The sequence below is a fragment of the Nonomuraea sp. N2-4H genome, assembly GCF_045291505.1.
In the GTDB taxonomy this organism is placed as follows: Bacteria; Actinomycetota; Actinomycetes; order Streptosporangiales; family Streptosporangiaceae; genus Nonomuraea; species Nonomuraea fastidiosa.
The window spans coordinates 7,226,337-7,250,505 of record NZ_CP147987.1 but is presented as its reverse complement, the minus strand read 5'-3'; the positions used below and the strand labels follow the sequence as shown (position 1 = coordinate 7,250,505).

22 protein-coding genes and 1 pseudogene are annotated in these 24,169 nt (G+C 71.2%); 8 read left to right on the top strand and 15 right to left on the bottom strand.

Going from position 1 to position 24,169, the window contains the following annotated elements; genetic code table 11:
- Positions 1 to 289: 289 nt before the first annotated feature.
- Complete coding sequence (locus WBK31_RS33370) at positions 290 to 850, top strand: hypothetical protein (protein ID WP_364062591.1); 561 nt, start codon at positions 290 to 292, stop codon at positions 848 to 850.
- Between the two features lie 282 nt (positions 851 to 1,132).
- Here WBK31_RS33370 and WBK31_RS33365 read toward each other — a convergent pair whose 3' ends face one another.
- Positions 1,133 to 1,750 (bottom strand): hypothetical protein, encoded by a 618-nt coding sequence (locus tag WBK31_RS33365; RefSeq protein WP_378786007.1) that lies wholly within the window; start codon positions 1,748 to 1,750, stop codon positions 1,133 to 1,135.
- 1,269 nt (positions 1,751 to 3,019) lie between these two features.
- On the bottom strand, positions 3,020 to 6,577 hold the full coding sequence (locus WBK31_RS33360) for a hypothetical protein (RefSeq protein WP_406673686.1): 3,558 nt from the start codon (positions 6,575 to 6,577) through the stop codon (positions 3,020 to 3,022).
- Positions 6,578 to 6,983: 406 nt separating this feature from the next.
- Between WBK31_RS33360 and WBK31_RS33355 the strand changes: the two genes are divergently transcribed.
- Positions 6,984 to 7,865 (top strand): RNA polymerase sigma-70 factor, encoded by an 882-nt coding sequence (locus WBK31_RS33355; protein ID WP_364062600.1) that lies wholly within the window; start codon positions 6,984 to 6,986, stop codon positions 7,863 to 7,865.
- A 378-nt stretch (positions 7,866 to 8,243) separates the two neighbouring features.
- Here the strand turns inward: WBK31_RS33355 and WBK31_RS33350 are convergent, their stop codons facing one another.
- The 10 genes and pseudogenes from WBK31_RS33350 to WBK31_RS33305 form a co-directional block, all read right to left on the bottom strand.
- Positions 8,244 to 9,449: an NAD(P)/FAD-dependent oxidoreductase gene (locus WBK31_RS33350; protein WP_406673685.1), complete on the bottom strand. Its 1,206-nt coding sequence runs from the start codon at positions 9,447 to 9,449 to the stop codon at positions 8,244 to 8,246.
- 131 nt (positions 9,450 to 9,580) lie between these two features.
- A complete protein-coding gene (locus tag WBK31_RS33345) occupies positions 9,581 to 9,907 on the bottom strand; it encodes a putative quinol monooxygenase (RefSeq protein WP_378786010.1) in 327 nt (108 codons plus the stop codon).
- A 29-nt stretch (positions 9,908 to 9,936) separates the two neighbouring features.
- Positions 9,937 to 10,353: a hypothetical protein gene (locus tag WBK31_RS33340; RefSeq protein WP_378786011.1), complete on the bottom strand. Its 417-nt coding sequence runs from the start codon at positions 10,351 to 10,353 to the stop codon at positions 9,937 to 9,939.
- Positions 10,350 to 11,026 (bottom strand): annotated as a pseudogene (locus WBK31_RS33335) (6-phosphogluconolactonase). Before WBK31_RS33335 ends, WBK31_RS33340 begins: the two are co-directional and overlap by 4 nt.
- A 148-nt stretch (positions 11,027 to 11,174) precedes the next feature.
- A complete protein-coding gene (locus tag WBK31_RS33330; protein ID WP_364062615.1) occupies positions 11,175 to 11,342 on the bottom strand; it encodes a hypothetical protein in 168 nt (55 codons plus the stop codon).
- 61 nt (positions 11,343 to 11,403) lie between these two features.
- Positions 11,404 to 11,976, bottom strand: coding sequence for a VOC family protein (locus tag WBK31_RS33325; RefSeq protein WP_364062618.1), 573 nt, complete (start codon positions 11,974 to 11,976; stop codon positions 11,404 to 11,406).
- A gap of 145 nt (positions 11,977 to 12,121) precedes the next feature.
- Positions 12,122 to 12,868, bottom strand: a complete 747-nt coding sequence (locus WBK31_RS33320; RefSeq protein WP_406673684.1) for an acyltransferase domain-containing protein — start codon at positions 12,866 to 12,868, stop codon at positions 12,122 to 12,124.
- 324 nt (positions 12,869 to 13,192) lie between these two features.
- Positions 13,193 to 13,330, bottom strand: a complete 138-nt coding sequence (locus WBK31_RS33315) for a hypothetical protein (RefSeq protein WP_406673683.1) — start codon at positions 13,328 to 13,330, stop codon at positions 13,193 to 13,195.
- 378 nt (positions 13,331 to 13,708) lie between these two features.
- Positions 13,709 to 14,278 carry a 3-hydroxybutyrate oligomer hydrolase family protein gene (locus WBK31_RS33310; protein WP_406673682.1) on the bottom strand — a complete coding sequence of 190 codons (570 nt, stop codon included), beginning with the start codon at positions 14,276 to 14,278 and terminating at the stop codon, positions 13,709 to 13,711.
- On the bottom strand, positions 14,272 to 15,153 hold the full coding sequence (locus tag WBK31_RS33305) for a tannase/feruloyl esterase family alpha/beta hydrolase (protein ID WP_406673681.1): 882 nt from the start codon (positions 15,151 to 15,153) through the stop codon (positions 14,272 to 14,274). The genes WBK31_RS33310 and WBK31_RS33305 overlap by 7 nt, the downstream gene beginning before the upstream one ends.
- A gap of 295 nt (positions 15,154 to 15,448) precedes the next feature.
- Between WBK31_RS33305 and WBK31_RS33300 the strand changes: the two genes are divergently transcribed.
- From WBK31_RS33300 to WBK31_RS33275, 6 genes are read left to right on the top strand one after another with little or no spacing between them, the layout of a single operon-like run.
- Entirely contained in the window at positions 15,449 to 16,255 is an 807-nt protein-coding gene (locus tag WBK31_RS33300) for an ABC transporter ATP-binding protein (protein WP_364062629.1), read from the top strand.
- Positions 16,242 to 16,637 (top strand): ATP-binding cassette domain-containing protein, encoded by a 396-nt coding sequence (locus tag WBK31_RS33295; RefSeq protein WP_406673680.1) that lies wholly within the window; start codon positions 16,242 to 16,244, stop codon positions 16,635 to 16,637. The genes WBK31_RS33300 and WBK31_RS33295 overlap by 14 nt, the downstream gene beginning before the upstream one ends.
- Before the next feature lie 50 nt (positions 16,638 to 16,687).
- Entirely contained in the window at positions 16,688 to 16,969 is a 282-nt protein-coding gene (locus WBK31_RS33290; RefSeq protein ID WP_406673679.1) for a hypothetical protein, read from the top strand.
- 43 nt (positions 16,970 to 17,012) lie between these two features.
- Positions 17,013 to 18,254 carry an ABC transporter substrate-binding protein gene (locus tag WBK31_RS33285; RefSeq protein ID WP_364062635.1) on the top strand — a complete coding sequence of 414 codons (1,242 nt, stop codon included), beginning with the start codon at positions 17,013 to 17,015 and terminating at the stop codon, positions 18,252 to 18,254.
- 10 nt (positions 18,255 to 18,264) lie between these two features.
- Positions 18,265 to 19,128, top strand: a complete 864-nt coding sequence (locus tag WBK31_RS33280; protein ID WP_364062638.1) for a branched-chain amino acid ABC transporter permease — start codon at positions 18,265 to 18,267, stop codon at positions 19,126 to 19,128.
- Between the two features lie 2 nt (positions 19,129 to 19,130).
- The gene (locus WBK31_RS33275; protein WP_364063259.1) at positions 19,131 to 20,186 is read left to right on the top strand and encodes a branched-chain amino acid ABC transporter permease; all 1,056 of its coding nucleotides are present in this window, start codon (positions 19,131 to 19,133) and stop codon (positions 20,184 to 20,186) included.
- Here the strand turns inward: WBK31_RS33275 and WBK31_RS33270 are convergent.
- The 3 genes from WBK31_RS33270 to WBK31_RS33260 form a co-directional block, all read right to left on the bottom strand.
- Positions 20,068 to 21,978, bottom strand: coding sequence for a helix-turn-helix domain-containing protein (locus WBK31_RS33270; RefSeq protein WP_406673678.1), 1,911 nt, complete (start codon positions 21,976 to 21,978; stop codon positions 20,068 to 20,070). The genes WBK31_RS33275 and WBK31_RS33270 overlap by 119 nt on opposite strands.
- A 407-nt stretch (positions 21,979 to 22,385) precedes the next feature.
- Positions 22,386 to 23,051: a TetR/AcrR family transcriptional regulator gene (locus WBK31_RS33265; protein WP_378786017.1), complete on the bottom strand. Its 666-nt coding sequence runs from the start codon at positions 23,049 to 23,051 to the stop codon at positions 22,386 to 22,388.
- Between the two features lie 213 nt (positions 23,052 to 23,264).
- Positions 23,265 to 23,981 carry a hypothetical protein gene (locus WBK31_RS33260; protein WP_364062646.1) on the bottom strand — a complete coding sequence of 239 codons (717 nt, stop codon included), beginning with the start codon at positions 23,979 to 23,981 and terminating at the stop codon, positions 23,265 to 23,267.
- Positions 23,982 to 24,169 lie beyond the last annotated feature (188 nt).

Here is a 24,169-nt window from a genome sequence, read left to right as displayed (position 1 = left end):
CGCCGTCACCGTCGTCGCGCTCGCGGGGTGCTCCGCCATGGGCCCGTCGCCCGCCGAATCCGTGACATCCGGGACCCCGGCGCCAGATGGGGGTGCGGCGCCGACGGCGGGTGCGGGCGCGGCGCCGATGACGGATGGAGGTGCGGCGGCGACGGTTGGTGGGGGCGCGGTGCCGACCGCGGGTGGAGGCACGGCGGCGACGGCGGGTCAGGGCGCGGCATCTGGGGAGACCGGGACCGCCACGCCGGGACCGGCGGGTTCCGGCCGCCCACCGGCAGGGGCCGAACCGGTGGCGCCGGGGCAGCCGTCCGGCGGGGCCGTGATGTTCGGGCCCGCACCCTCCGCTCCTTCGACCGATGGGCCGGCACCGGACGGGACGCCCGCGCGGCCCTCGGCCACGCCTGCGACCACCGCCTCGCCCCTGCCCACCCCCAAGCCGGGATCCATCGACCAGCGCGACGCGGACGCCGTCGGCACCGCCGTACTGACGACCATGTGGACCGTCGACACCACCGTCGACCGGGACCAGCGGGACGCCGCGCTGCGCGCCGCCGGATGGCTGAGCCCGGAATACCTCGCCGAGCTCAGGGACGGCCCGCAGCCCGGTACGGACGCCGCCTGGACCACGTGGGCCGCCCACCGCGCGCGCACCCGCCCGACGCTGACCGAGGGCAGCGACACGCGCCCGCCCGACACCGCGACCCACGCCGACCGGCAGTGGCAGCTCACCGTCACCCCCATCGGCGCGGACGGCTGGCGCGGGCGGCCGCTCGTCATGACCGCGTTCGTCAGCCTGCAGCGGCGGGGGAGCGGCGCGCCCTGGCGCGTCACCTCCGTCACCCTGCGCTGACCCGGGCCACGGGGCTCCGCACTCGGAAAGAAGACGCCCCGGCCAAGAAGGGCGTCCAGACCGAGACGACGCCAGGGCCGCGAAGGCGCGCTCGGCAAAGGCGTCCAGGCCGAGACGACGTGAGGGCCGCAGAGCCGCCCTTGGCCGCGAAGGCGCGCTCGGTCGCGAAGGCGCGCAGGCCGTGGAAACGTACAGGCACAAAGCCGTGGAAACGTACCGGCATAAAAGTGCCGTGGCCGGCTCCTCGCGGAACCGGCCACGGCGTCGTCTGGCGTGCGGGCCCTAGCCCTTGCTCACCTCCTTGACCTCCAGCCGCTTGTCGGCCTTGGACGCCATCGGCCGGCGCGTCTCGACGGTGATGTTGTACTCACCGACCATCGCCACCTGCGCGACCGCCTGGTACGTCCCGCGCTGCCCCGGCACCTCGGTCATCACGATGGGACCCTGCCGATGCGACATCGGCATGGACACCATGTCGGTATAGGCGACGACCTCCGCTCTGGTGATCGGGTCGTAGCTGCCGGGCGCGCTCACCCGGGCCATGATCCGTACCTGGAGGTTGCCGACGTGCTCGGCGGTGATGTCGATCGCCGCCTGCGGATGCCCGCCGCTCGCCGGGCCGGGCGTCTGGTGAGACGGGTGAGCGCCGGCCGCATGACCGCCTGCTGCTGGAGCCGGGATGGTCGGCCGCGTGATGAGGAAGCCGATCACCCCGATGCTCAGGGCGAGCGTCATCCCGACGCATCCACCGATCACCAGGCCCTGCCGGAACGGCGTCAGCCCCTCGGGCTTACGCGCCTTCCCGGGCCGGCCCGGAGCCCGGCGCGGGCCGGGAACCTGCGGCACCCCGGCGGGCTGCCGGTCGGTCTGGGCCGGCCTGAGCTTGCTGAGCAGGCTCATCGCGACCGCCTTCCGTGGCTGGACCGCCCGCTCTGGCCGGCCGCGCCGAACCACGCGTACGGCACCGGCGACTCGATGGGACGCTCGTCCCCATCCCGGACGGGCTCGCGCTCGTCCAGTAGGGGCGTGCGCTCGTCCCGGACGGGCACACGCTCGTCCAGTACGGGCGCCCGCTCATCCTGTCCCGGCGCGCGGAACCTGTCGCCCATCGGCCCGTCGGGCAGCGGCATCAGGTCCGGCCGGAGCTTGCCGTGCACCCGGAAGATGCCCCACTGACCTTGGTTGAGATGGCGGACCAGCACGCCGGAGCGGTACAGGTAGTCGCCGGGACGGTGGCGGAACCCGCCGGCACCGCCGGTGCTGCTCGGGTCGACGTAGAAGTCGCCCACCACGCCGGGTACGACGTTGTAGACGCTGCCCGGGTTGAACTTCCCTTGCGAGGCCGTGATCTCCGACTCCGGATCGTTGGGCGACCGGCGCCAGACGTGGCCGTGCAGGGCGAAGCTCGTGGAGCGCGGGTCGCCCACGGCCTGTCCGACTCGGAAGACCGTCCGGTCACCGGCGTACGCCTCGAAGATCGGCGTCGCCGGGTCGCCGTGCACCCGCGAGCTGAAGATCTTCGTGATGTCCTGGTTCCTGAGGTAGCGCCAGACCCAGGGCTCGTTGGTGTAGTTGATCGAGAACTCTCCTTGATCCTCCGGGTCGTCGGCCTGCCTGCTCGGCTGGAGCACGAGGTCGAGGTTGTCCGGCACGGGCTGGCCGTTCCTGCGGAACAGCGAAAGGTCGCTGTTCATCAGCACGATGTTCTCCCGGAAGTCCGGCTTCTCGGGATGCGTGATCACGGCGCTGGTGCCGCTGGCGAGCGGCCGGCCGGTCTTCGGGTCGAGGTACTCGGATCCGGGCTCCTCGATGATCAGCGCACCGTAGAGGCCGTGGTGCAGGTGGTTCTGCACGTCGGCGAAGTCGCGCAGGATCGCCATGCCGGTCAGGTCCCTGGGCAGGTTCCAGTGGTACTGGATGGTCTTTCCTGGCCCCACCGATTTGGGCGGCTTCCCTGGGATGAGCTGCGCGCTGATCGATACCTTGGAGCTCACCGGGAACGGCCTGAAGCCGGGAACGTTCTGCTCGTTCCTGGGCGGGATCTGCAGGCACTGCGGGAAGCGCAGCACGTTCTCCCTGAAGCCGAGCTGTCCCGGCTCGATCGCCTCATGGCAATGCGGCCGCATCTTGCGTGGGTCGAGCTTGTTGGTGAGGTTCACCGTCACGCAGTCACCGGCGTTCGCCCTGATCACGAGGGGTTCTGGCTGTTTCCTCCCTTCGCGTATCGCCCGCTCGTCCTCCGCGAGCGCGTACATGAGGCCGTTCGGATCGTGATCGCCGTTCTTGTTGTAGACGATGTCCCTGTTCATGGCGATGACGTTGAACGTGCGGTTCTGGCCGGTCCGGCACGGCGTCACCGGGCGGCTCTGCAGCCTGCCGGCCCCACGCCTGCACCGGCGCCCACGCCTGCACCGGCGCCCACGCCTGCACCGGCGCCCACGCCTGCACCGGCTCCCGCACTGGTGCCGGCTCCGCACTGGCGCCGGACCCGAACATTCCGGCGCGGGCCTCGTCCTCGTCGATCGCCAGCTCGGTGTGGCGATGGTGCTTGTCATGCGTACAGGTGTCGCGCGGGAAGTCCGGAAGTTCTGGAATCGGCGCCTTGCCGTTGCGCGGGTTGGAGCACGAGAACAGGCGGAACAGTCCCCAGTCGCCGAGGAACCAGTCGTCCGCGCCCGCGTAGGCGTAGACGTAGTCGTCCACCTCCAGATCGGGTGTCGGCGGTGGTGGCGGATCTTGCGACAGATCGAGATCGAAGTATTCGAGCATGCTGATGTGCTGGGCGCTGATGACGTTCGATCCGGGATCTTGTGGTTCGCGCCGCCATCGGAAATGGTCGAGGTTGAATCCGTGTGACTCCTCTTGCGAGAGCTGGAAGAGCCGGATCTTCACCGGATCGCCGCGGTACGCCTTGATCAGCGGTGTGAACGGATCACCGTGCACCTTGGAGTTGAACAGCAGTGACGGATCCCGGTTTCTGCGGGCCTCGAACGGTTCGAGCCGGTAGTTGATCCCCATGCCGCCTTGGTCGTCGTGGCTCGACGGGAACTTGGCAGGGAAGATCGGCACCCCGTCCGGGGTCTCGAACTTGTCGTCGTCCCGCCTGCGCGGGTCGTTCGGCTGGAACAGCGGGACGTGGTCCTCGATGAACAGCGCGACGTTGCGGTAGTCGACGCCGTCCGTCGGCATGCCGTTGTAGTCGACGGTCGGCTCGCAGTGCACGTCGAAGATCGTGCCCACGACCGCGCGGGTCCTGGCGCCCGGCACATCGGGCACGCAGCCCGCCGGGTGGATGGTCGAGCCGCCGAAGAGCCCGTTCTTCTGATGCACGTTCGGGAAGAAGTGATCGTGGAACGAGTTCGTCTTCGTGTTCTCCTGCACGAAGGTCCGGTAGATGATCGTGTCACCGGGGTCGGCGCCCTGGTCGTAGTTCCACCCGTTGGCGGTGCCGTCGGAGGTCAGCACGTCGAAGTGCACCATGTGCTGGTGAATGCCGACCTCGTTGGTCTCCTGCTTCCTGTCGAAGACGTTGCCGCCGAATATTCTGGGCAACTCGTTGGTCAGCCGGTATTCCACGCAGTCGCCCACGTTGAGGATGGGCGCGAACGGCTCGGGTTTCTTACCGTTCAGCACCGCCCGTTTGTCGCGATTCAGGACGTAGATCCGTGATTGTGGGATCGTCCATTTCAGCTTGGGGTTGTACACCTGCCTGAGCTGGATGGCCGAGAGCTTGTAGACCTTGTTCACCCCTATGCCCACAGGGCACGGGTCCTGGAAGAACGCGCCCGGCTTGAGCCCGCCCGGGTCGGCCGCCGCCCGCTCAAGCGGGGTCGGCGGGAAGACGCCGTCCTCCGTCCGCGAGGCGACTCCGAGCGGCGGCTTGGGCGCCTTGAAGCCGAAAACGCCGGGAATGAAGAACGGGAAGCCCGGCCGTTCCGGCGTCGGCTCCGGTGGCGGGTTCACGCCAGGGACATTGGGCTGGTAGTCGTGGTCGGGCAATGGGAACAGCCGCAGCGTGGGCGTGCCGTCCGGCTGCCTGCGCGTACCGTCCGACAGCGTCTCCAGCGTGCGGTTGAGCCCCCACATGCCGTCCGCGAAGTGCGGATACAGGTGGCAGTGGAAGATGATGTCGCCGAACGACGCCGGCTTGCCGGAGCTCGCCGACCCCGCGCCGCCCTGGATGATGAGCGGGTAGTGGGCGCCCGGCGAGACCGCCTGCACATCGAGGAGGTTGGTCTTCCTCGTCACGTTGGCGGGATCGCTGATGTTGTCGATGCCGCCCTCGTCGTTCGGGTCGAACATCCAGCGGTTGACGTGCCAGTGGAAGGTGTGGGTCTCCTCCTCGCCGGGTGCCAGCAGCCGGACCTGCGTCGGCTCGCCGCGGTAGTTGCCGATCACCAGGTCGCCGCCGCCGGGGTCGCCGAACGTCCACGAGGAGAGCGAGGTCTCCTCACCGATGCAGCGCTCGGCGTCGAACCCCTGCTCCTCGCGCCTGGCGGCCGGGCAGCCGACCTCCTCGCGGTTGAAGCCGGGCTCGGAGCGGTAGTTGAAGGCGAACCACTCGACCGTGACCGGGATCTTGCCCTGCACCAGCGCGTCGGCGTCGCCACCGCCGAGACCGGGCAGCGTGCCCGCGGTCAGCAGCCTGAGCTGCTGCCTGTTGGGCTCGATGCACGACCTGCCCTCGGACGGCTGCGTGTCACCCTCCTCCTCGTCGTCGCGGCAGAACCGCGTGAGGATGCCGGGCTCCGCCTGCACCTCGTCGTGCATGAACAGCACGTGCTCGCGGAAGTCCTTGCCCTGCCGCCGGATGATGACGGCCTGCGTGCCGGACTCCAGCGGCTCGCCGGTGCGCGAGTCCACCCAGGTCGCCCCAGGCTCCTCGATGATGAACGCGCCGAACGCGCCGAACGCGTGCGAGCCGATGAAGCGTACGTCGCCGTTGCGGTCGATCGGGCGGGTCGACACCGAGGTCCAGTCGGCGCCGTCCTTGAACTGGAACTCACCCTGGATGGCGGCGTGCAGCCGGTACGTGATCGTCTCGCCGGGACGCGCCGTGGAGTCCGGGTTGTTGCTCACCACGGTGCCGTCCGCGCGCTTGACGTCGTAGTCGAGGCCGTCGAAGTGCATCGAGGCGTTCGGGGCCTTGGCCGGGTCGAAGTCGATCTCCGGCACGCTCAGCGCCGGGGCGAACTCACGCGGCTTCGGCGTCACCGTGCCGGGAGGCAGCAGCCGCTCGCCCGGCAGCGTGAAGATCGCGTTGTTGCGGATCTCCTTGTTCAGCGGCGGCGCCGGCTCGTTGAGCCGGTTGGTGAAGTTCACCTTGATGCAGTCGCCCTGGTTCGCCCGCAGGACCAGCGGCTCGATGAGATCGCGCAGCCCGCCCTGCATCGGGTTCGCCGCCTGCGTGTACGTCCGGCGCACCTCGTCGATGTTCTTGTCGAGGACGTACATGCGTCCCTCGGGCACCACGTCGCCGAACCGGTTGAGGAACAGCGGCAGGTTGATCAGCGAGACGTCGAACGTCCTCCACTTCTTCCCCGCGCACGGATGCCGGGTCGGTTGCTGGACTTCGGGCAATCGCTGGGCGATGGCCTCGCTCATCATCCACATCGACCCGCCGGCCACGGCCATCCACAGCGCGGCCGCGGTGACCAGGAGCACCCTGATCGGCCAGGTCTTCTGGCGGGATTTGCGGGTGAGGAAGGCCGCCACGACGACGGCCAATACTAGGAGCGGTATGAAATCGGTGTACGGCGCGTTCAAGCATCCTCCAACCGAATGACCACTGAGTGGTCTGTCCCCCGGGGGATCGTGAAGAGGTCCGGCCAGGGGGGAAATGACCGCGTGCACCGCCCGCTACGCGGCCGCCCCCGAGACCTTCCGGCCACACCCGGCGATGCTGCCTGGTCAGGGTATGGGGAGGGATCTTCGCACCCCACCCGACCCGCGAAGATCGCAGTGCGTGACCCAGAAGTTCGCGTCGTGATACGCAGCTCTTACCTTGGCTGAGATACGCACCCGGGCTTGGTGCGCTCGTGACGTGCGCATGGACTAGCATCGGGCTCCGATCGCGCAGGCGGCAGGAGAGGTCGATCGACATGTCCGGCTCTGGTGAGCGGAGGCGTCTGAGGTGACGGAGGCCGACCTGTCCGAGGCGGGCCGGGTCTTCGGTGAGCATCGCGGCCGGCTGTTCGCGATCGCCTACCGCATGCTGGGCCGGGTCGGCGACGCCGAGGACGTCGTACAGGACGCCTGGCTGCGCTGGTCGGCCGTGGACCCAGGCGAGGTGGCCGACCCCGAGGCGTACCTCGTGCGGGTGGTGACCCGCGTGGCGATCGACCGGCTGCGCAGCGCCCAGGCCAGGCGTGAGGAGTACGTCGGGCCCTGGCTGCCCGAGCCCGTGCTCACCACGCCCGACGTCTCCGAGAAGGTCGCCTTCGACGACACCGTCTCGACGGCCGTGCTGGTGCTGCTGGAATCGCTGTCGCCGCTGGAGCGGGCGGTGTTCGTGCTGCACGAGGCGTTCGGGTACCCGTACACGGAGATCGCCGAGATGGTCGGGCGCAGCGAGGCGTCCGTACGCCAGACCGCCCGCCGCGCCCGCGAGCACGTCGAGCAGCGGCGCGTCAAATACGACACCGACCGGGCCAGGATGGTCGAGGTGACCCAGCGGTTCATCGCCGCGGCGGCGGGCGGCGACCTGGCCGGGCTCATGGCCGTGCTCGCGCCCGAGGTGACGCTGGTCAGCGACGGCGGCGGCAAGGCGCCCGCGCCGCGCAAGGCCATCGTGGGCCTGGAGCTGGTGGCGCGTGCGCTGGTGACGTTCGCGGGCCGCATGCCGCCCGACCCGCGTTCGGAGATCGTGGACGTCAACGGCGGGCCCGGCATCGTCATCTACTCGGGCACGACCCCGGTCGCCGCGGTCACCCTCCACCTGGTCGGCGGGGCCGTGCACACGATCCACCTCATCAGCAACCCGGACAAGCTCGGCGGGCTGGTCCCTGGAAGCTGACAGGCGGCCAGACCGAGACCGTCATCCCTGCGATCTCCGCCCAACGACTTCTACGCCGGCGGCTGGTTCTGGCCGACGAGGCAGGTCAACTGGACGACCTTTCTGTTCTACGGGGCCGACGTCAGGGAGGGCCTGCTCTTTAAGGTCCGGGAGAAGGTCGAACAGCTCGCGGAACTGTCCTCGGCAGGGGAGCACCGGCCAATGGGCCTCTTCATGATCTCGAAGGAGCGGGGGCAGACGCTGAGCTGGGAGGTGCGCGACGGCGTGGTCGACGAAAAGCGGACACCTCAATACGACTGGATGGCGCTGTAGGCGCGAAGGGGCGGCAAGGCGCCCGCGCATGGTCGCCGGTGGGGCTGTGCGCGCCCTTCACGTTCGTCAGCGGCCCCGGTACCCGACCGGCCGGTTGGCCCGCCCGCCCGTACGCGACATCGTCCGCGCCGGGATGGTGAGCCGGCGCGACAGGCGGTAGATCTTGGCGGGGCTGCTCGTCACCGCCTCCTTGTACGCCACCGCCAGCCGTCCCGTCAGGTACCACCGGCCCGGCGAGTCGTCCGGGCGGGTGAACTGGATGACCGCGTCGCGGCGGCCCAGGCTGGTGGGCTGATGAACGTACCCGAACCGGAACACCCCCGGCTTCCTGCCGCGCAGCCTGCGGGCGATGGCGTCGGCGGCGTGCACGGCCGTGGGGATGCCGCTCTGGCAGGTGCCGTGCAGCTCGCCCCACGACTGGCGGACCGCGGCGGCGTCGCCGACGGCGTACACCGACGGGTGCGAGACCGAGGCGAGGGTCGCGTCCACCACCACCCGGCCCCTGTCGTCCACCTCCAGGCCGGACTCGCGCGCCAGCGGCGCGCCCACCACACCGGCGGTCCACAGCAGCGCGTCCACCGGCAGCAGCTCGCCGCCGTCCAGCTCCACCGCCTCCGGCAGCGCCTTCGCCACCTTGACCCCGGTACGCACCTGCACGCCGAGCCGGTCCAGCGCCTGCCGCAGGTAGCCCCGCGCCTTCGGCCCCATCATGGAGCCCGGCTCGTCGCGTCCGAGCAGCACCACCTGGAGCTTCGGGTGGCTCTCCGCGATCTCGGCCGCCGACTCGACGCCGGTCAGCCCGGAGCCGGCGACCGCGACCGTGCCGCCGCCCCGTCGGTCCAGCTCGGCCAGCCGCTCGGCGAACCTGCTCGCCGTTTCGGCGGTGTCCAGCGTGTACGCGTGCCCGTCCACCCCCGGCACGCTGGTGTCGGTGACGCCGCCGATCGCGTACACCAGGTAGTCGTAGCCCAGCGTCCGCTCGCCTTCTCCGTCCGCTATGCGCACCTCGCGCTCGTCGGGAGCGATGTGGACCGCCCGGCCGCGTACGAACTCGACCTCGGTGCCGCGCAGCAGCGCCGGGATGCGATGGTCGGCCTGCTCCTGCCCGGTGGCGAGCTGATGCAACCGCAGCCGCTCGGTGAACCGATCCGTCGGATTGACCAGCACCACCCGGGCGCCGGTACGGCGAGTGCGCCTGGCCAGCCGTATCGCACACATGACGCCGGTGTATCCGCCACCGAGCACGACGATCGTCTGATTCGTGGATGCCATCTCGTCCTCCCTTGTGCGGGCGCTAACACCGTCACGGACGGGAGGCCCGGCGCCGAGCGTGAGCCCGGACGCGTGTGAGGTCGATCACACGGAGGAGCGCGGTGACAACGGCGGCTCAGGCGCTGCGGCGGTCAGGGAGTGGCAGGGCCTGGGGCGGGGAGGCCGGAGCCGCCCAGGAGGTCCAGCTCGATCATCTCGGCCGAGCGGACGAGCCGCATCGCCGCGGCGGCCTCCGGGCTGCCGGACACCTGCCGCAGCGAGGCCTTGAGGTCGGCCTCGCTGCGCCAGATCTCCGTCACCCAGATGACGTCGGGCGCGTCGGCCTGCCGGTTGATCAGGTACAGCTCGCATCCGGGGTCGGCGTCGAGCTTGGCGGCGGCGTCGAGCAGAATCTCGGCCAGTTCCTGGGCCCGCCCGTCGTGGGCGACGAACTTTCCGTATCGCGCGATTCTCGTCATGACCGCCGAGCCTACGTTTCGCGCGGCGATCACGCGCGGGCCAGGGCCTCCCGTACGCCGTGGGCGGCGGCTTGGCCCGCTCGTAGGCTCCACGTCCGCGACGAACCGCGCCCCCGCCCGCAACACGGCCCGCGCAGCCGGGCGCCGTTGGACAGCAGGTTGTCGCAGCTCACCACCGCGACCGGGCCGGCGCCGGCGGCCGCCCGGCGCGACAGTCCGGCGGCCAGCAGGCCGATCGGGCTCTCCGGCGCGGTGGACTCGTACGCCTTCTCGGTGATCGTCAGTGTGATCACCCGGACCTCGGGGTCGGCGACCTGCCGGAGGACCTCCTCGGGCTCGGTGAGCGCGTGCAGGGTGCGGCGGATGGACGACACCTCGGTGGCGGAGACGTCATCGCCGTCGCGTACGCCTTCGGGCAGCGGCACCCGTCCGCCGGTGAGGATCACCGTGGCAGGTCGATCCGCGGCAGGTCGATCGCGCCGGCGGAGTCCGTGTCGAGCAAGAGCGTGGCGTGCGGGGTGCGGCGCAGGATCGTGGCGGGGCAGGCGGGTGAGACCGGGTCGTTGAGCGTGGCGGCGATCGCCGCGGCCTTGCGCCGCTCGGGTACGCACACCTGCACCGCGCCGGCGGCCAGCAGCGCCGGGACGGTGAGCGAGATCGCGGTGGCGGGCACCTCATCGACGGTGGCGAAGTGGCCCTCGCCGACCTGCTGCTCGCGAGAACGCAGGTCCAGCGTGATCACCCGGGCCCAGCGGTCGTCGTCGAAGCGCGCCTGATGGGGCTCGTTGAAGGCGAGGTGGCCGTTCTCGCCGACGCCCATGCAGACCAGGTCGAGCGGGAGCGCGCGCAGCTCGGCCTCGTAGCGGGCGCACTCGGCCTCGGGCCGGCGGCGTCGCCGTCGATGTAGTGGACGGCGGCGGGCGCGAACGGGGCCGCGATGCGCTCCTTGATCCAGCGCCGGAACGAGGCCGGGTGATCGGCGGCGATGCCGACGTACTCGTCCATGTGGAAGACCGTCACCCGGTCCCAGGGGATCTTCTGTTCGCGCAGCGCGTCGGTGAACGCGTACTGGGAGTTGCCCGTGGCGAAGACGACGCGGGCGGCGCCGCGCCGGTCCACCGCGTCCCGGATCGTCGCGGCGGCGCGCTCCGCTGCGGCGGCTCCGAGGTCCGCTTCGCCGGCGTACACCTCGACGGGCAGGCTCTCCGCCGTGAACCGGGCGACTGGCGTGGGCACGTGATCCTCCTCGAGAGGAGGGTACGCCCGGCTACATGCGGCGATCCAGTGGCGGCTGCTGCGCCACCTCGCGCTGCATCGCGCGCCGCTCGTGCCTGATCGCCATCCTGACCGTCCAGTAGACGAGGATGAGGCCGATCACCCCCGGAATGACCCACCACACCAGCATCATGATCAGCTCGGGGAGTCCGATGTTCATGATGTCCTCCTCTTAGGCGAATCGGCCGATCTTCGGCACTTGCACCCTACTCCGGGCGCGCCTAGCGGGTCTTGGGATCGCGGAGTGAGCTCATGGTGTCGATCAGCGTCTGGTGGATGTACTCCAGCTCCGGCGTGCTGAAGCTCGACCAGTCCTCCGCGCCGCCGCCGTCGCCGGGCTCCTCGGACCACGAGCCCTCCCCGCCGGACTCATCGGACCAGCCGGAGGAGGTGGCGGCGGCCGACGGGTCGTGGCGGTACACCCACCACAGGTTCCCCGAGGGGTCCTGGAAGCGGGAGAGCGTCTCGCCGAAGAAGCCGGTCGGGCGGGTCACGATGCGCGCTCCCCGCGCCTGCGCCCTGGCCAGGGTGGCCTCGACGTCGTCTGCGTACACGCGGGTGAACGCCGGCGTGAACGGCCAGCCGGGCTTGCGGTCGGCCACCATCAGCAGCGAGTCGCCCAGGCGGAGCTCGGAGTGCAGGATGAGCCCGTCCGTGTCGAGCGTGCGGGCCTCGGGTACGTCCTTCGCCCCGAACACGTCGACGATGAAGTCGATCACGGTGGCGGCGTCGTCGGTGATGATGAACGGGTTCACGGTGTTCGCGCCGGCAGGCACGTCGGGCATCGCGGTCATGGTGCGTCCTTTCCACGCGACGGGCCGGCCCTTCGACGGAAGGGCCGGCCCTGATGAAGGGATGCACGCATGCTCTCCAGGGGTGCGGCCACTTGATGGCCTCAATCGACCGCAAACTCGGATCGCTCGTGAACGCGCCCCGGTCTCAGATCGGGAAGCCGCCGGTGCGCCACTGCCAGTGGCGGCCGGCCTTGAGGTGGTCGATGACGGCGCGCTGCAGCGCCGTGCGGCGCGGCAACTGGTCGAGCGGCGTGCTCAGCGTGCGGAACACGAACCGCAGCACCTCCACGTCGGCGTCCAGCCCCTCGGGCTCCTTGTACGGCTCCAGCTCGAACATGCTCTGGAACCGCACGATGTTGGAGTCCTCGGGAAGGTACTCGCGTAGCTGCGGGTCGAGCAGCCACGAGCCGCAGGTGAAGGACGTGTAGTGCTCGTCCGGGAAGTGGCGCGGGAAGAACGCCCGGGCCTCGTCGAGCGAGGCGGCGACCGCCTCGGGCGTCAGCGGCCCCGACTCGGGGATGTGCAGGTTGATGGCGCCGTCGCCGCGGTGGAACTGCAACCGGCCGAGCTCGTAGATGCCGCCGCGTACGTGGAGGGTCAGCCATGCCTGCATGACCGGCCAGCCCTCGCGGTTCATGCGCCGGTCGATGGCGAGGTTGCGGCCCAGGTCGGCGAGTGTCGTCCAGGACACCTGCTCGGGGACGCCGTGGTCGCGGTGGTAGTCGAGGACGACGCCGACCAGGGCGAGGTAGGCGTAGACGTACAGGTGCCGCCAGGCGGGCCCGCGATCTCGGGCAGCTCGGGGCCGGGCACGAGCCAGCCGTAGCCGCCGAGGTCGGCGCGCACCAGGGCGATCGAGCGGTCGAGCAGCCAGCGCAGCTCCGGGGTCCACAGCGGGGAGCCGGGGTCGGGCCAGCCCTCCATGATCTCGGCGGCGTCGTCGGGACGTACGGCGAGGCGTTCGAGGATCGCGGGCGCGTCTGCCTTGTCGGGCAGCGGCGCCGATGGGAGGTCGGCGGCGAGACGGTGCACGCGCTCGACGTCCGCGAGTGGGACCCCGAGCCGGGAGGCGGTGTCGTCAAGATCCACGTGGCCGACTCTACTCGGCCGCGCGGAGGCGGCCGCAGGGGGTTTGGATGCAACTGTATTCAAACCAAGGGGGTCGCGTGCCCGACCAGCCGTCCGCCTTCACCAGCGGCTCCGCCCGCGACAGGTACTACGCCATCGCGCCGCCGGCCCGCACCCGCCCGGTCCTCGCCGTGGACCCGATCGGCGAGCCGGGCCGCACGATCCAGCGCCGCCCGCTCACCAGCGGGGCCGACGTCGGCGCCTGGATCACCGCCGTGCCGGCCACGATCGTGCCGTCCGACGAGCAGAGCCGCCTCGACTCGCTGGCGTGGACCGCGTACTACACCGCCGCGCTCACCGACCCCGCGCTCGCCGCGGCCGGTCTCACCCTGCCCGGCGCGCTGGAGGACTTCCTCACCAAACGGCTGACCGCCGCCCTGCAAGGCCGGGGAGATCGACCCCGACCAGCTCGACCGCCTGTCCGGCCCGGCGCGGAGGTAAGCATCGTGACGGAAGGCCACCGGGACCGGCTGGCGCGGCAGCCCGCCCCGGACGGGCGGCTCCTGCTCGTCGATCACCGCAAGGCGCGGCTGTGGCTGCCGACGCCACCGACCGGCGGGAGCCCGGTGTCCGTGGTCGAGCAGGCCCTGTCGGCACGGGACCGTCAAGTTGACGGTCGGCTGAGCGAGCAGGTGTTGACCACGTCGCCGGTGGTCTGGCGGGGGATGGTGGCGCTGCGCGGCGGCTGCCGGTGCCCGTCCACCCAGCGCTCCAGGGCCTCGAACGCGCTCCGCATGCACGGCAGCAGCGGCCGCATGCGGTCGGGGAACATGTCGTACTCCAGGTCGAGGTGGGAGGCGCCCTCGATGCGGTAGTAGCGGTGCAGAGCGCCACGGCCCTGCCCCCGCACCGCGTCGGCGTACGCGTCGCCGTGCACCTCGATCGGCAGCAGCGTGTCGAGCGTGCCCTGCACGGTGAGCAGCGGCTTGCCGATGCGTCCTGAGTGCGAGGCCCGCGTCACCGCGTCGTGCACGCTCTTCGGCCTGGCGAAGTAGTCGTAGTCGGCGTCGCAGCCGGGGGTGCCGCTCGCGCAGTACGGGATGCCCGCGTCGAGGTCGCCGTCGAAGCCCGGGTCCACCTCCTCGCGGTAGCGGCGCTGGGTGCCGTCCCACAGGACGGTGTAGTTGAACTCCCACAGGAACTCCGAGCCGGGGGCGAAGCCCGCCTTCAGCATCGCCGCGTGGGCCCGCTCGTCGCCGCCAGCCGGTACTTGGGGTACTCGCGCAGCGCCACCGGCAGGTACGTCAGCGCGTTGCGCCGCTTGCCCGGCGGCCAGTAGGTGCCCTCGGAGTCCACGCCGCCGTCGTACAGCTCGGGGTGGTTCTCCAGCGCCCAGCGGACGAGCTGGCCGCCGTTGGAGATGCCCATCGCGTACGTCCTGCGCGGCTGCCTGCCGTAGCGGCGGGCCACGGTGGCCTTGGCGGCGACGGTCACCTCGGTCATCCTGCGGTACCACTCCAGGATGGCGTCTCCCGGCCGCTTGCCGTCGTGGTAGAAGCCGGCGTCCACGTTGCCCTTGTCGGTGGAGGCGTAGGCGTAGCCCTTGGCCAGCACGTAGTCCGAGATCGTGAAGTCGTTGGCGTACTGGCGGCGGTTGCCCGGCGCGCCCGCGACGACCAGCCCGCCGTTCCACTTCTCGGGCAGCCGGATGACGAACTGGGCGTCGTGGTTCCAGCCGTGGGTGGGGTTGAAGGTGGAGGTGTCGTGGAAGTAGCCGTCGATCTGGATGCCGGGCACGCCGCTCGGGTTGCGGGTGGCCGCCGCGTGCAGGCCCTGCCAGTCGGCGGGGTCGGTGTGGCCTGAGGCGACCGTGCCCGCCGTCGTCAGGTCGTCCAGGCAGGCGGCGACCTGGTGCTGTGCGCCGGGCACGCGGAGCCGGTGCATCCCGGCGCAACGGGCGTCCGCGGCGGAGGCAGAGGCGGCGGAGGCGGAGGAGGCGGCGGAGGCCGCCGGCGTCAGGGGGATCGCCGCCACCGCCGCGAGGAGCGCCGAGAGCGCGGCGGATCTGCGGGAGATCAGGCGAAATGACGGACGCGGGGACGAAGGCATGTGCGGCTCCCATCGGTCGGACGGACGCCATGCTGATCCAGCGTTCCCGGCGCGGCGACGTACGTCGTCACCACTGTTCGGCGGCGACCTGTGGAGGTGATGTCCACCGGTGACCCCGATGAGAGCCGGATCGGACGCCCCGAAAGCCGCTTAAGGCCGTGGAAGCCGCGAAACGGTGTGGGTCGCCGCAAGGCGGGCGGTCCGAATGTGTGGGTGTCTCACCTGGTCCGCCGTCGCAGGCGCGACCTAGCGTTCACGGTGTCCGCAGTCGCGTTGTGACGCGTGAGGAGGGCGCATGGAAGCAGGCCCCACGGGTTCCGCGGCGCAGGCGGAGAGCCCGCCCGCCGTCCCCGTCCTGCGGGCGCGCGGCCTGGTCAGGGAGTTCCGCGGCTTCCGCGCGGTGGACGGCGTGGACCTCGACGTGGCAGAGGGCAGCGTGCACGCCCTGGTGGGGCCCAACGGCGCCGGCAAGACCACCCTGTTCAACCTGCTCACCGGCTTCCTCAAGCCGACCGCGGGCAGCGTCGTCATCGACGGGCACAGGGAGCTGGTCGGCCGCAGCCCCGAGGCGATCAGCCGGCTCGGTGTGGCCCGCTCGTTCCAGATCACCAGCCTGTTCCCCGACCTCACCCCGCAGCAGCACGTGGAGCTGGCGCTGGCCGGCCCGACCGGGCTCGGCTGGCGGTTCTGGCGCTCGGACCGCGCGCTGGCCCGCTTCGCCGCTCCCGCCGCCGAGCTGCTGGACCGGGTCGGGCTCGCCGGTCACGCCGGCGTCCCGGCCGGCTCGCTGTCGTACGGCCGCAAAAGAGCCCTGGAGCTCGCGCTCGCGCTCGCCATGGACCCCAAGGTGCTGCTGCTCGACGAGCCCACCGCCGGCATGGGCGTCGAGGACGTGGACCGCACCATCGAGCTCATCCGCACGATCCGCGCCGGCCGCACCGTCGTCATGGTGGAGCACAACATGAACGTGGTCGCCAGCCTCGCCGACCGGGTGACCGTGCTGCAGCACGGCAAGGTGCTGGTCGAAGGGGCGTACGCCGAGATCCGCCACGACCCCCGCGTCATCACCGCCTACCTCGGAGACTCCGATGCTGCGCGTTGACGGGCTGTCCGCCTGGTACGGCGAGGCGCAGGCGCTGCGCGAGGCGTCGCTGCGCGTGGACGAGGGCGAGATCGTCACCCTGGTCGGCCGCAACGGCGCGGGCAAGACCACGCTGCTGCGCTGCCTGATGGGCCTGCACGGCACGTACGGCAGGACGTCCGGCACGATCACGCTGGACGGCGAGGACATCACCGCGCTGCCCGCGCACCTCAGGGCCCGGCGCGGCCTCGGCTACGTCCCCGACGACCGCGGCATCTACGCGACCCTGTCGGTGGAGGAGAACCTGCTGCTCGCCCCCTTGGTCAAGGGCAGTGCCAAGGTGAAAGGGGCGGCCCCAGGCCCTGGCCGCTCGATCGGATCTACGAGACGTTCCCGCACCTGAAGGAGCGCCGCCGCGCGCCCGGCACCACGCTGTCGGGCGGCGAGCAGCAGATGCTCGTGCTCGCCAGGGTGCTGCGCACCGGCGCCAGGCTGCTGCTCTGCGACGAGCCGACCGAGGGCCTGTCGCCACTGTTCGTGCAGCGCATCGGCGAGATCCTGCGCGAGGTGCGGGCGGCGGGCACCACGGTGCTGCTGGTCGAGCAGAACGTGCACTTCGCCGCGTCCGTCGCCGACCGCCACTACCTGCTCGCGGAAGGGCGGATCGTCGAAGCGCTCGACCGCGACCAGGTACGCGAACGCGAGCACCAGCTCCTCGAATACCTCGGAATCTGACGACCCGCCACCCCTGAGCGAGACAGAACGGGAGATGCCGCACATGAAAATCACGGGCTGGAGCGGCGGGCTGGCCGCCGCGACGCTGGTGCTGGCCGGCTGCGGGGGCGGGCCCGGCGGTGGCGGCGGCGCGATCAGCGACGGCGGGGTGGTGCTCGCCGTGCTGAACGACCAGTCGGGCATCTACGCCGACACCTCGGGCCGCAGCACGGTCGAGGCCGTCAAGATGGCGGTGGACGACTACCGCGCCAAGTACGGCGACCAGGCCGTGGCCAAGAAGGTCGAGGTGGTGGCCGCCGACCACCAGAACAAGCCCGAGATCGCCAACTCCAAGGCACAGGAGCTCTACGACCGCGAGCACGCCGACGTCATCCTCGACGTGCCCACCTCGTCGGCCGCGCTCGCCGTCGCCACCGTCGCCAAGAACAAGCGGAAGGTCTTCATCGACGTCGGCGCCGCCAGCACCGAGCTGGAGGGCAAGGCGTGCAACAAGTACACCTTCCACTACGGCTACAACAGCTACATGCTGGCCCACGGCACCGGCAGCGAGGTGACCAAGGACGGCGGCGAGAACTGGTACATCGTCTACCCCGACTACGCCTTCGGGCAGGACATGAACAAGACGTTCGGCTCCGCCATCCAGGCCGCCGGCGGCACCGTCGTGCAGGCCGACCCGACGCCGTTCCCCAACGACAACTTCTCCACGTTCCTGCTCAAAGCCCCAGAACTCGACCCGAAGCCGCAGGTCCTCGGCACCATGCACGCCGGCGGCGATCTGATCAACCTCGTCAAGCAGTACAACGAGTACAAGCTGCGCGACAAGGGCGTGCAGCTCGCGCTCGGCCTGCTGTCCATGAGCGACATCCACTCGCTCGGCCCCGACGCCCTGGCCGGCACCCGCTACACCACCATGTGGACCTGGACCTACGACGACAAGACCCGCGCCTGGGCCGACAAGTTCCAGGCCAAGACCGGCAAGCGGCCCACCTCCAACATGGCCGCCAACTACTCGGCCGCCCTGCAGTACCTGGAGGCCGTGCAGCGCGCCGGCACCGACAACTCCGACAAGGTGGTCGCGCAGCTCGAAGGCCACTCCATGGAGGACGTGTTCGTCCGCAACGGCACCATCCGCGCCCAGGACCACCTGCTGCTGCACGACGCGTACCTGACCGAGGTCAAAGCGGCGAGCGAGGTCAAGGAGCCGTACGACTACGAGAAGGTGCTCAAGACCATCCCGGCCGCGGAGGCGTTCCAGCCGCAGCCCGACCCGGCCTGCAAGCTGTAAGGCGGCCGGCGTGCTCCAGCAGGCGTTCAACGGGCTGGTGGGCGGGTCGTTCTACGCCCTGCTCGCCCTCGGCCTCGCCGTCATCTTCGGCATGCTCGGCGTGGTCAACCTCGCGCACGGCGCGTTCTACATGCTCGGCGCGTTCGGCGCGTTCATCGCGCTCGACTCGTTCGGGCTGACCTTCTGGGTGGCGCTCGCGCTGGTGCCGCTGCTGCTCGGCGTGGCCGGCGCGGTGCTGGAACGGCTGTTCATCCGGCGGCTCGCGCCGCTCGACCCGCTCTACAACTTCCTGTTCACGTTCGGGCTCGCGCTCATCCTCCAGGACCTCGTACGCCGCGAGTACGGCGTCAACTCCCAGCCCTACCCCCGGCCGCCCGCCCTGGAGGGCACCGTCGACCTGGGGCTGTTCACCTACCCGGCCTACCAGGTGTTCGTGCTCGGCGTCTCGGTCCTGATGTGCCTCGTCGTGTGGGTGGTGCTCACCAGGACCCGCGTCGGGATGATCGTCAGGGCCGCTACCGAGCGGCCCGAGCTGACCAGGGCGCTCGGCATCGACGTCGGCCGCTGGGTGACGCCGGTCTTCGGCTTCGGCATCGCGCTGGCCGCGTTCGCCGGGGTGCTGGCCGCACCCATGCGCGCGGTCAACCCGCTCATGGGCGCCGACCTCATCATCACGGTCTTCGCCGTCGTCGTGATCGGCGGGCTCGGCTCGGTGTTCGGCTCGGTCGCCGCCGGGTTCGCCGTAGGGCTGGTGTCGGCGCTGGGCAACCTGTACGTGCCCGCGCTCTCCCAGATCCTCGTCTTCATCCTCATGGCCGCCGTGCTGCTGTGGCGGCCCGCCGGGCTGTTCGGACGCGAGGAGGCGTACCGGTGATCATGTCCAGGCTGGCCCGCTCGGACCGGGGCGGGATCGTGCTCCTGGCGCTCGGGCTCGTCGCCGCGCTCGTCCTGCCGTGGCTGATCTACCCGCCGGTCGCGCTGGACATCGCCTGCTGGGCGCTGTTCGCCGCGGCCGTGGATCTGCTGCTCGGCTTCACCGGGCTGCTGTCGTTCGGGCACGCCGCGTTCTGGGGCGGGTCAGCGTACTGCACGGGGCTGCTCGTGCTGCACGGCGGGCTGCCCTTTCCGGTGGCGATCCTCGGCGGCGCGGCCTTCGCGGCGCTGCTCGCGCTCCCGATCGGCTATCTGTCGGTACGCCTGACCGGCATCTACTTCGCCATGGTCACCCTGGCCTTCGCCCAGATGCTGTACTTCCTGGCCAACCAGTGGCGCGACGTCACCGGCGGCGAGAACGGCCTGCAGGGCATCCCGCGCGAGCTGTTCGGCCTCGACCTGTACGACCCGTTCTCCTTCTACTACGCGGGCCTGCCGTTCGTGCTGGCCGGCCTCGCGGCCGCCTGGCGGATCGTACGCTCGCCGTTCGGCCGGGTGCTGGTCTCCATCAGGGACAACCCCTCGCGCGCCCGCGCGCTCGGCTACCCCGTCGAGCGCTACCGGCTGCTCGCGTTCGTGCTGTCGGCGGCGCTGTCCGGCGTGGCGGGCGGCGTCTTCGCCATCGGGCACGGCTTCGCCTCGCTCGACGGCCTCTACTGGACCACCTCAGGGCAGGTCGTGATGATGGTCATCCTCGGCGGCATCGGCACGCTGTGGGGCGGGGCCATCGGCGCGGCCATCGTCGTCCAGCTCCAGGACTTCCTCGCCACCTCCGGCTTCGAGGGCATCGGCATCGTCACCGGCACCATCTTCATCGTGATCGTGCTGCTGTTCCGGCGCGGCATCTGGGGGACCGCCCGCCACCTCATCGCCGCGCGGGTCAGCTCCGCAGCCGGTGCAGGCGGAGCGCGAGCTGGATCTCCAGAGCCCGCTCCGGCTCCTGCCAGTCCTCGCCCAGCAGGCGGCTCACCCGATGCAGCCGCTGGTGAACGGTGTTGATGTGGACGTGCAGCCGCTCGGCCGTCCGCGACAGCGCGCATCTGCAGCCGAAGTACGTCTCCAGCGTCCTGACCAGCGACGTGCCGCGCCGCGCGTCGTAGTCCAGCACCGGACCGAGCGTCGCCTCCAGGAAGCCGCGGGCGTCGCGGTGCGCGCCGATCAGCAGGCCGACGAAGCCCAGCTCACCGGCGTCGGCCCCGTCGTCCATACGGTCGAGCGCGAGCAGCGTGTCCGCGCAGCGCCTGGCCTCCCGGTGCGCGGCGGGCACTCCGGACAGCTCGCGCACCGGGCCCGCGCCGCCGACCGTCACCGGAGCCGCCAGCGCCGCGCCCAGCTCCTTGGCGACCCGGCGCGCGATCTCGCCAGGCGCGTCGCCGGGCAGCAGCAGCACGACCTCCTCGCCGCGCGCCGCCGCCAGCCCGCGGGCCGCCGCCGCGTACGAGGCCGCCCAGAACGCGGCGCGCCCGCGAGACCGAGACGAGGCGCAGCGGGCCGACAGCACCACGTACGGCACGTTCCGCTCCAGGCCCGCGCGGCGCATCCGCGCCTCAAGCGCCGCCCTGTCACCGGCGGCGCCTGCCGCCTTGCCGTCCAGCAGGTCGTCGAGCAGCTCGCCCTGTGCCCGCGCCTGCGCCTCCGCCGGGCTCCTGCGCAGCAGCATCAGCAGCGCGGTCACCAGCGCGGCGCGCTCCAGGATGCGCCGGTCGGCGTCGTCCAGCTCCGCCCCGCTGCGCAGCACCAGCGTGCCCAGCGCCTCGCCGGGCGTCGAGATCGGGGTGACCCACAGGTCGCCGTGCCGCGTCGTACCGCCCCTCGGCTGCGCCGCGCCGGTGACGGCGGCCAGCTCGTCCTCCGGCAGCGGCGCGCCGTCCGGATCGCCCGACGTCGCCAGGCAGCGGCCGGCCGGGTCCAGCACGTACAGGGTGCCGCCCAGCACCTCCGTGACCACCGCCGCCACGTCCGCCGCGTCACCGCCCTTGACGACCAGCGCCGTCATCCGGTCGTGCGCCTGCGCCGCCCGCTCGATCGCCGCGCCGCGCGCCTTGAGCCAGGCGTTGACCGCGTTCAGCTCCTCCACCGTGGCCCTGGTCTCCGCCAGCAGCCGCGCGTTGTCGATGGCCAGCGCCGCGTGCGCCGCCAGCGAGCCCAGCAGCACCGCCTGCTCGGGCGCGAACGGCCGCTCGGTGCGGTTGGCCGCGTACAGCACGCCGATCACCCGGCTGCCCACCCGCATCGGCACGCCCAGGATCGCCACCAGCGCCTCCTCGGCCACCGCCGCGTCGATGTGCGCGTGGTGCCGGAACTGCGGGTCGCGCAGATAGTGATCGGTGCTGTACGGCATCGCCGTCTGCGCCACCAGCCCGCCGAGCCCGTCGCCCAGCGGGATCCGCAGCCGGCGGAACGCCGCCGAGATCGAGCCGTCCGTCATGCGGATGCGGGTCTCGCCGCGCTCGTCGTCGTTCAGCGACACGTACGCGATGTCGGCGCTCAGCAGCCGCCTGGCGCGGCGCACGATCGCCTCCAGGATCGCGTCCAGGTCGCGCAGCCCGGCCAGATCGCCGGCCAGGTCGAACAGCGCGGTCAGCTCGGCCTCGCGGCGCGCCTGCCTGCGCATGCCGGCGCTCACCCGCAGCGCCGTCAGCTTGGCCGCCTCCAGTTGCGCCAGCGTCTCGGGGTCCGCGCCCGCGGCGCGGGCCGAGGCCACCGGCTCCTCGAACTCGACCGGCGCGGCCTCCCTGGCCAGCAGGTCGAGGAAGACGTTGCACGATGCGAGGGGGGTGTGCACGGTCATCGGTGCGTCCGTCCAGGTGCGGTGGGTCGGCCCTGACGTGATCCGCGCCGCTGGTCGGGGTGCGGCTGAGACGCGGACCGGGGCGGGGGCACGGCATGGTCACGCATGCCGGTCGGCGGTTCGTCTGCTCGAAGGGATGGTCAGGTCCTGCGACAGGGCATGCAATGGGGCCTCCAGAGCACGACGGGCAGGGGGTTGATCGGAGTCCGCCAGGTTACTAAGCGCATAGTCAGTCCGTGAACGGCCGCTTGTCAACCGGTGTCCGGACTATTCGCGTGCCGGGAGGTGGACCGGCCGCGGTGTCAGGCGGCGTGTGCGCGCGGGGTGAGGCGGCGTTCCGCGTCGAGCGGTGTGTGCGCGAGGTGAGGCGGCGTTCGGCGTGGGACGGCGTTCGGCGTGGGGCGGCTTCAGCCTTCGGGGGCGAGCAGCTTGAGCGCGAGGTCGGCATAGAACTCGCCGAGCTGCTCAGGCGAGTCGGGCCCGTCGAGCCGGTACCAGCGCACGAGGTCGATGGTCAGCGACAGCATCGCCCGCGTGACCCGCTTGACGTCCACCTTCGCGAACGATCCGTCCGCCACGCCGCGCGCCACCGCGCCCCTGAAGTAGCCGTTGGTCTGGTGGCGCAGCTCCACGATCTCGCCGTAGTGCTCGGGCGTCAGGTGGTTCAGCTCCATCTGGCACACCCGCGCCGTCACGTGGTGGCGGGCATGCCACACCGTGTACGCCGACACGATCGCCCGCAGCCGCTCGGCCGAACCCTCGATCTCCATGATCGCCGGGTCCCTGATGTGCTCGAGCACCCGCTCGTGCCCCGCCCTGATCACCTCGAAGAGCACCAGCTCCTTCGATGGGAAGTGCACGTAGAGCGCGGCCGGGCTGAGGCCCACGCACTCGGCGATGTCGCGGGTGGTCGTGGCGTGGAAGCCGTTGGCGGCGAAGCAGCGCACCGCCGACGACAGCAGGCCGCGCTGCACCTCCCCGAGGTCCGGCCGCCACAGCTCGGGAGAGTGGTCGCGCAGCCGGGGATCGTCGGCCAAGTCCTGCGCGGTGAATCGGGCCTGCCGTCGGGCCATCCGCGACCCTCGCCCCCCTCCGAGTGCGTGGTATCGATGCCGCCCGCGGTGCCCGCCGGCCACCTGGTCGGGTGGCCCTGCCGCGAGTGTTCTCGTACGAGCAGTCTACGAGGTGACTATGCGCTTAGTCACCACCCGCGCCCCCGGCACATGCACGACCACCGCGCACGAGCGCGGTGGTCGTGGTGACGGCGGTTCCGCCCCGGCCGGAGGTCAGCCCGCCGGCTCCGTCACGGTCACCGCGTGCGAGCCGATCGCGGCGGAGAAGGTCGCGTCTCCGCCCCATTTGAGCCGGTACGAGTACTGCCCGGCGATCTCGGGCGTGTCCGTGATGGCGAACGTCCCGTCGTCCGCCACCGTCACGGTCCCGAGCGAGGTCACCGGCAGGTCGTCGATGGCGCGGTACACCCACACCGTGGGGTTCGACGTGGGCACGTGGCCCGAGCCGTCCAGCCGTACGGAGATCTCGAACGGCTGCCCGGCGACGGCCTGGGCGGGGCCGGAGAAGACGAATCCCGATCGGCGGTGGTAGACCGGCACCTCGATCGTCCGCGCGCTACCGAAGAAGAGGTCGTCCCCGGCCCAGCGCGCGCTGTAGAAGAGGAAGCCGCCGACCGGCGGCGCGTCGGTGACGCTGAACGTGCCGTCGTCGGCGGTGGTGACTTCGGCGATCGGCGTCTGCTCGCCGCCGGGCAGCCCCCGCGAGATAACGATCTGGCGCGGGCCGGTCGTCTCCAGGCCCGGCAGGTTGAGGCGGCCGGTCAGCGTGAAGGCGTCGAGCGCGGTGGGGCTCGCGGGGAGCGTCCATCTGATCGTGGACTTGGCCTTCGCGGCCGCCGTGGCGGCCGGCGCGAGCAGCCCGAGCACGACGGCCGCGACCAGGCAGGGCAGGGCGGCGAGCCGGATTAATCGCGACGATGAGGAACGCATGGAATCCCTTCGCATGAATCGAACTTGTGTTCGAGTTGATCAAGCCATAAGAGGTGGACTCCTGTCAAGTGCCGTCCGCACGCGTGAGAACCTGGGGCTCTCGATGCTGTCGTTTCTGTACAAGACCGGGCAGGTCGGGAGCGCCTAGCCTCCTCGTACGTCGTGACCGACGGATTCCCATTGACCAG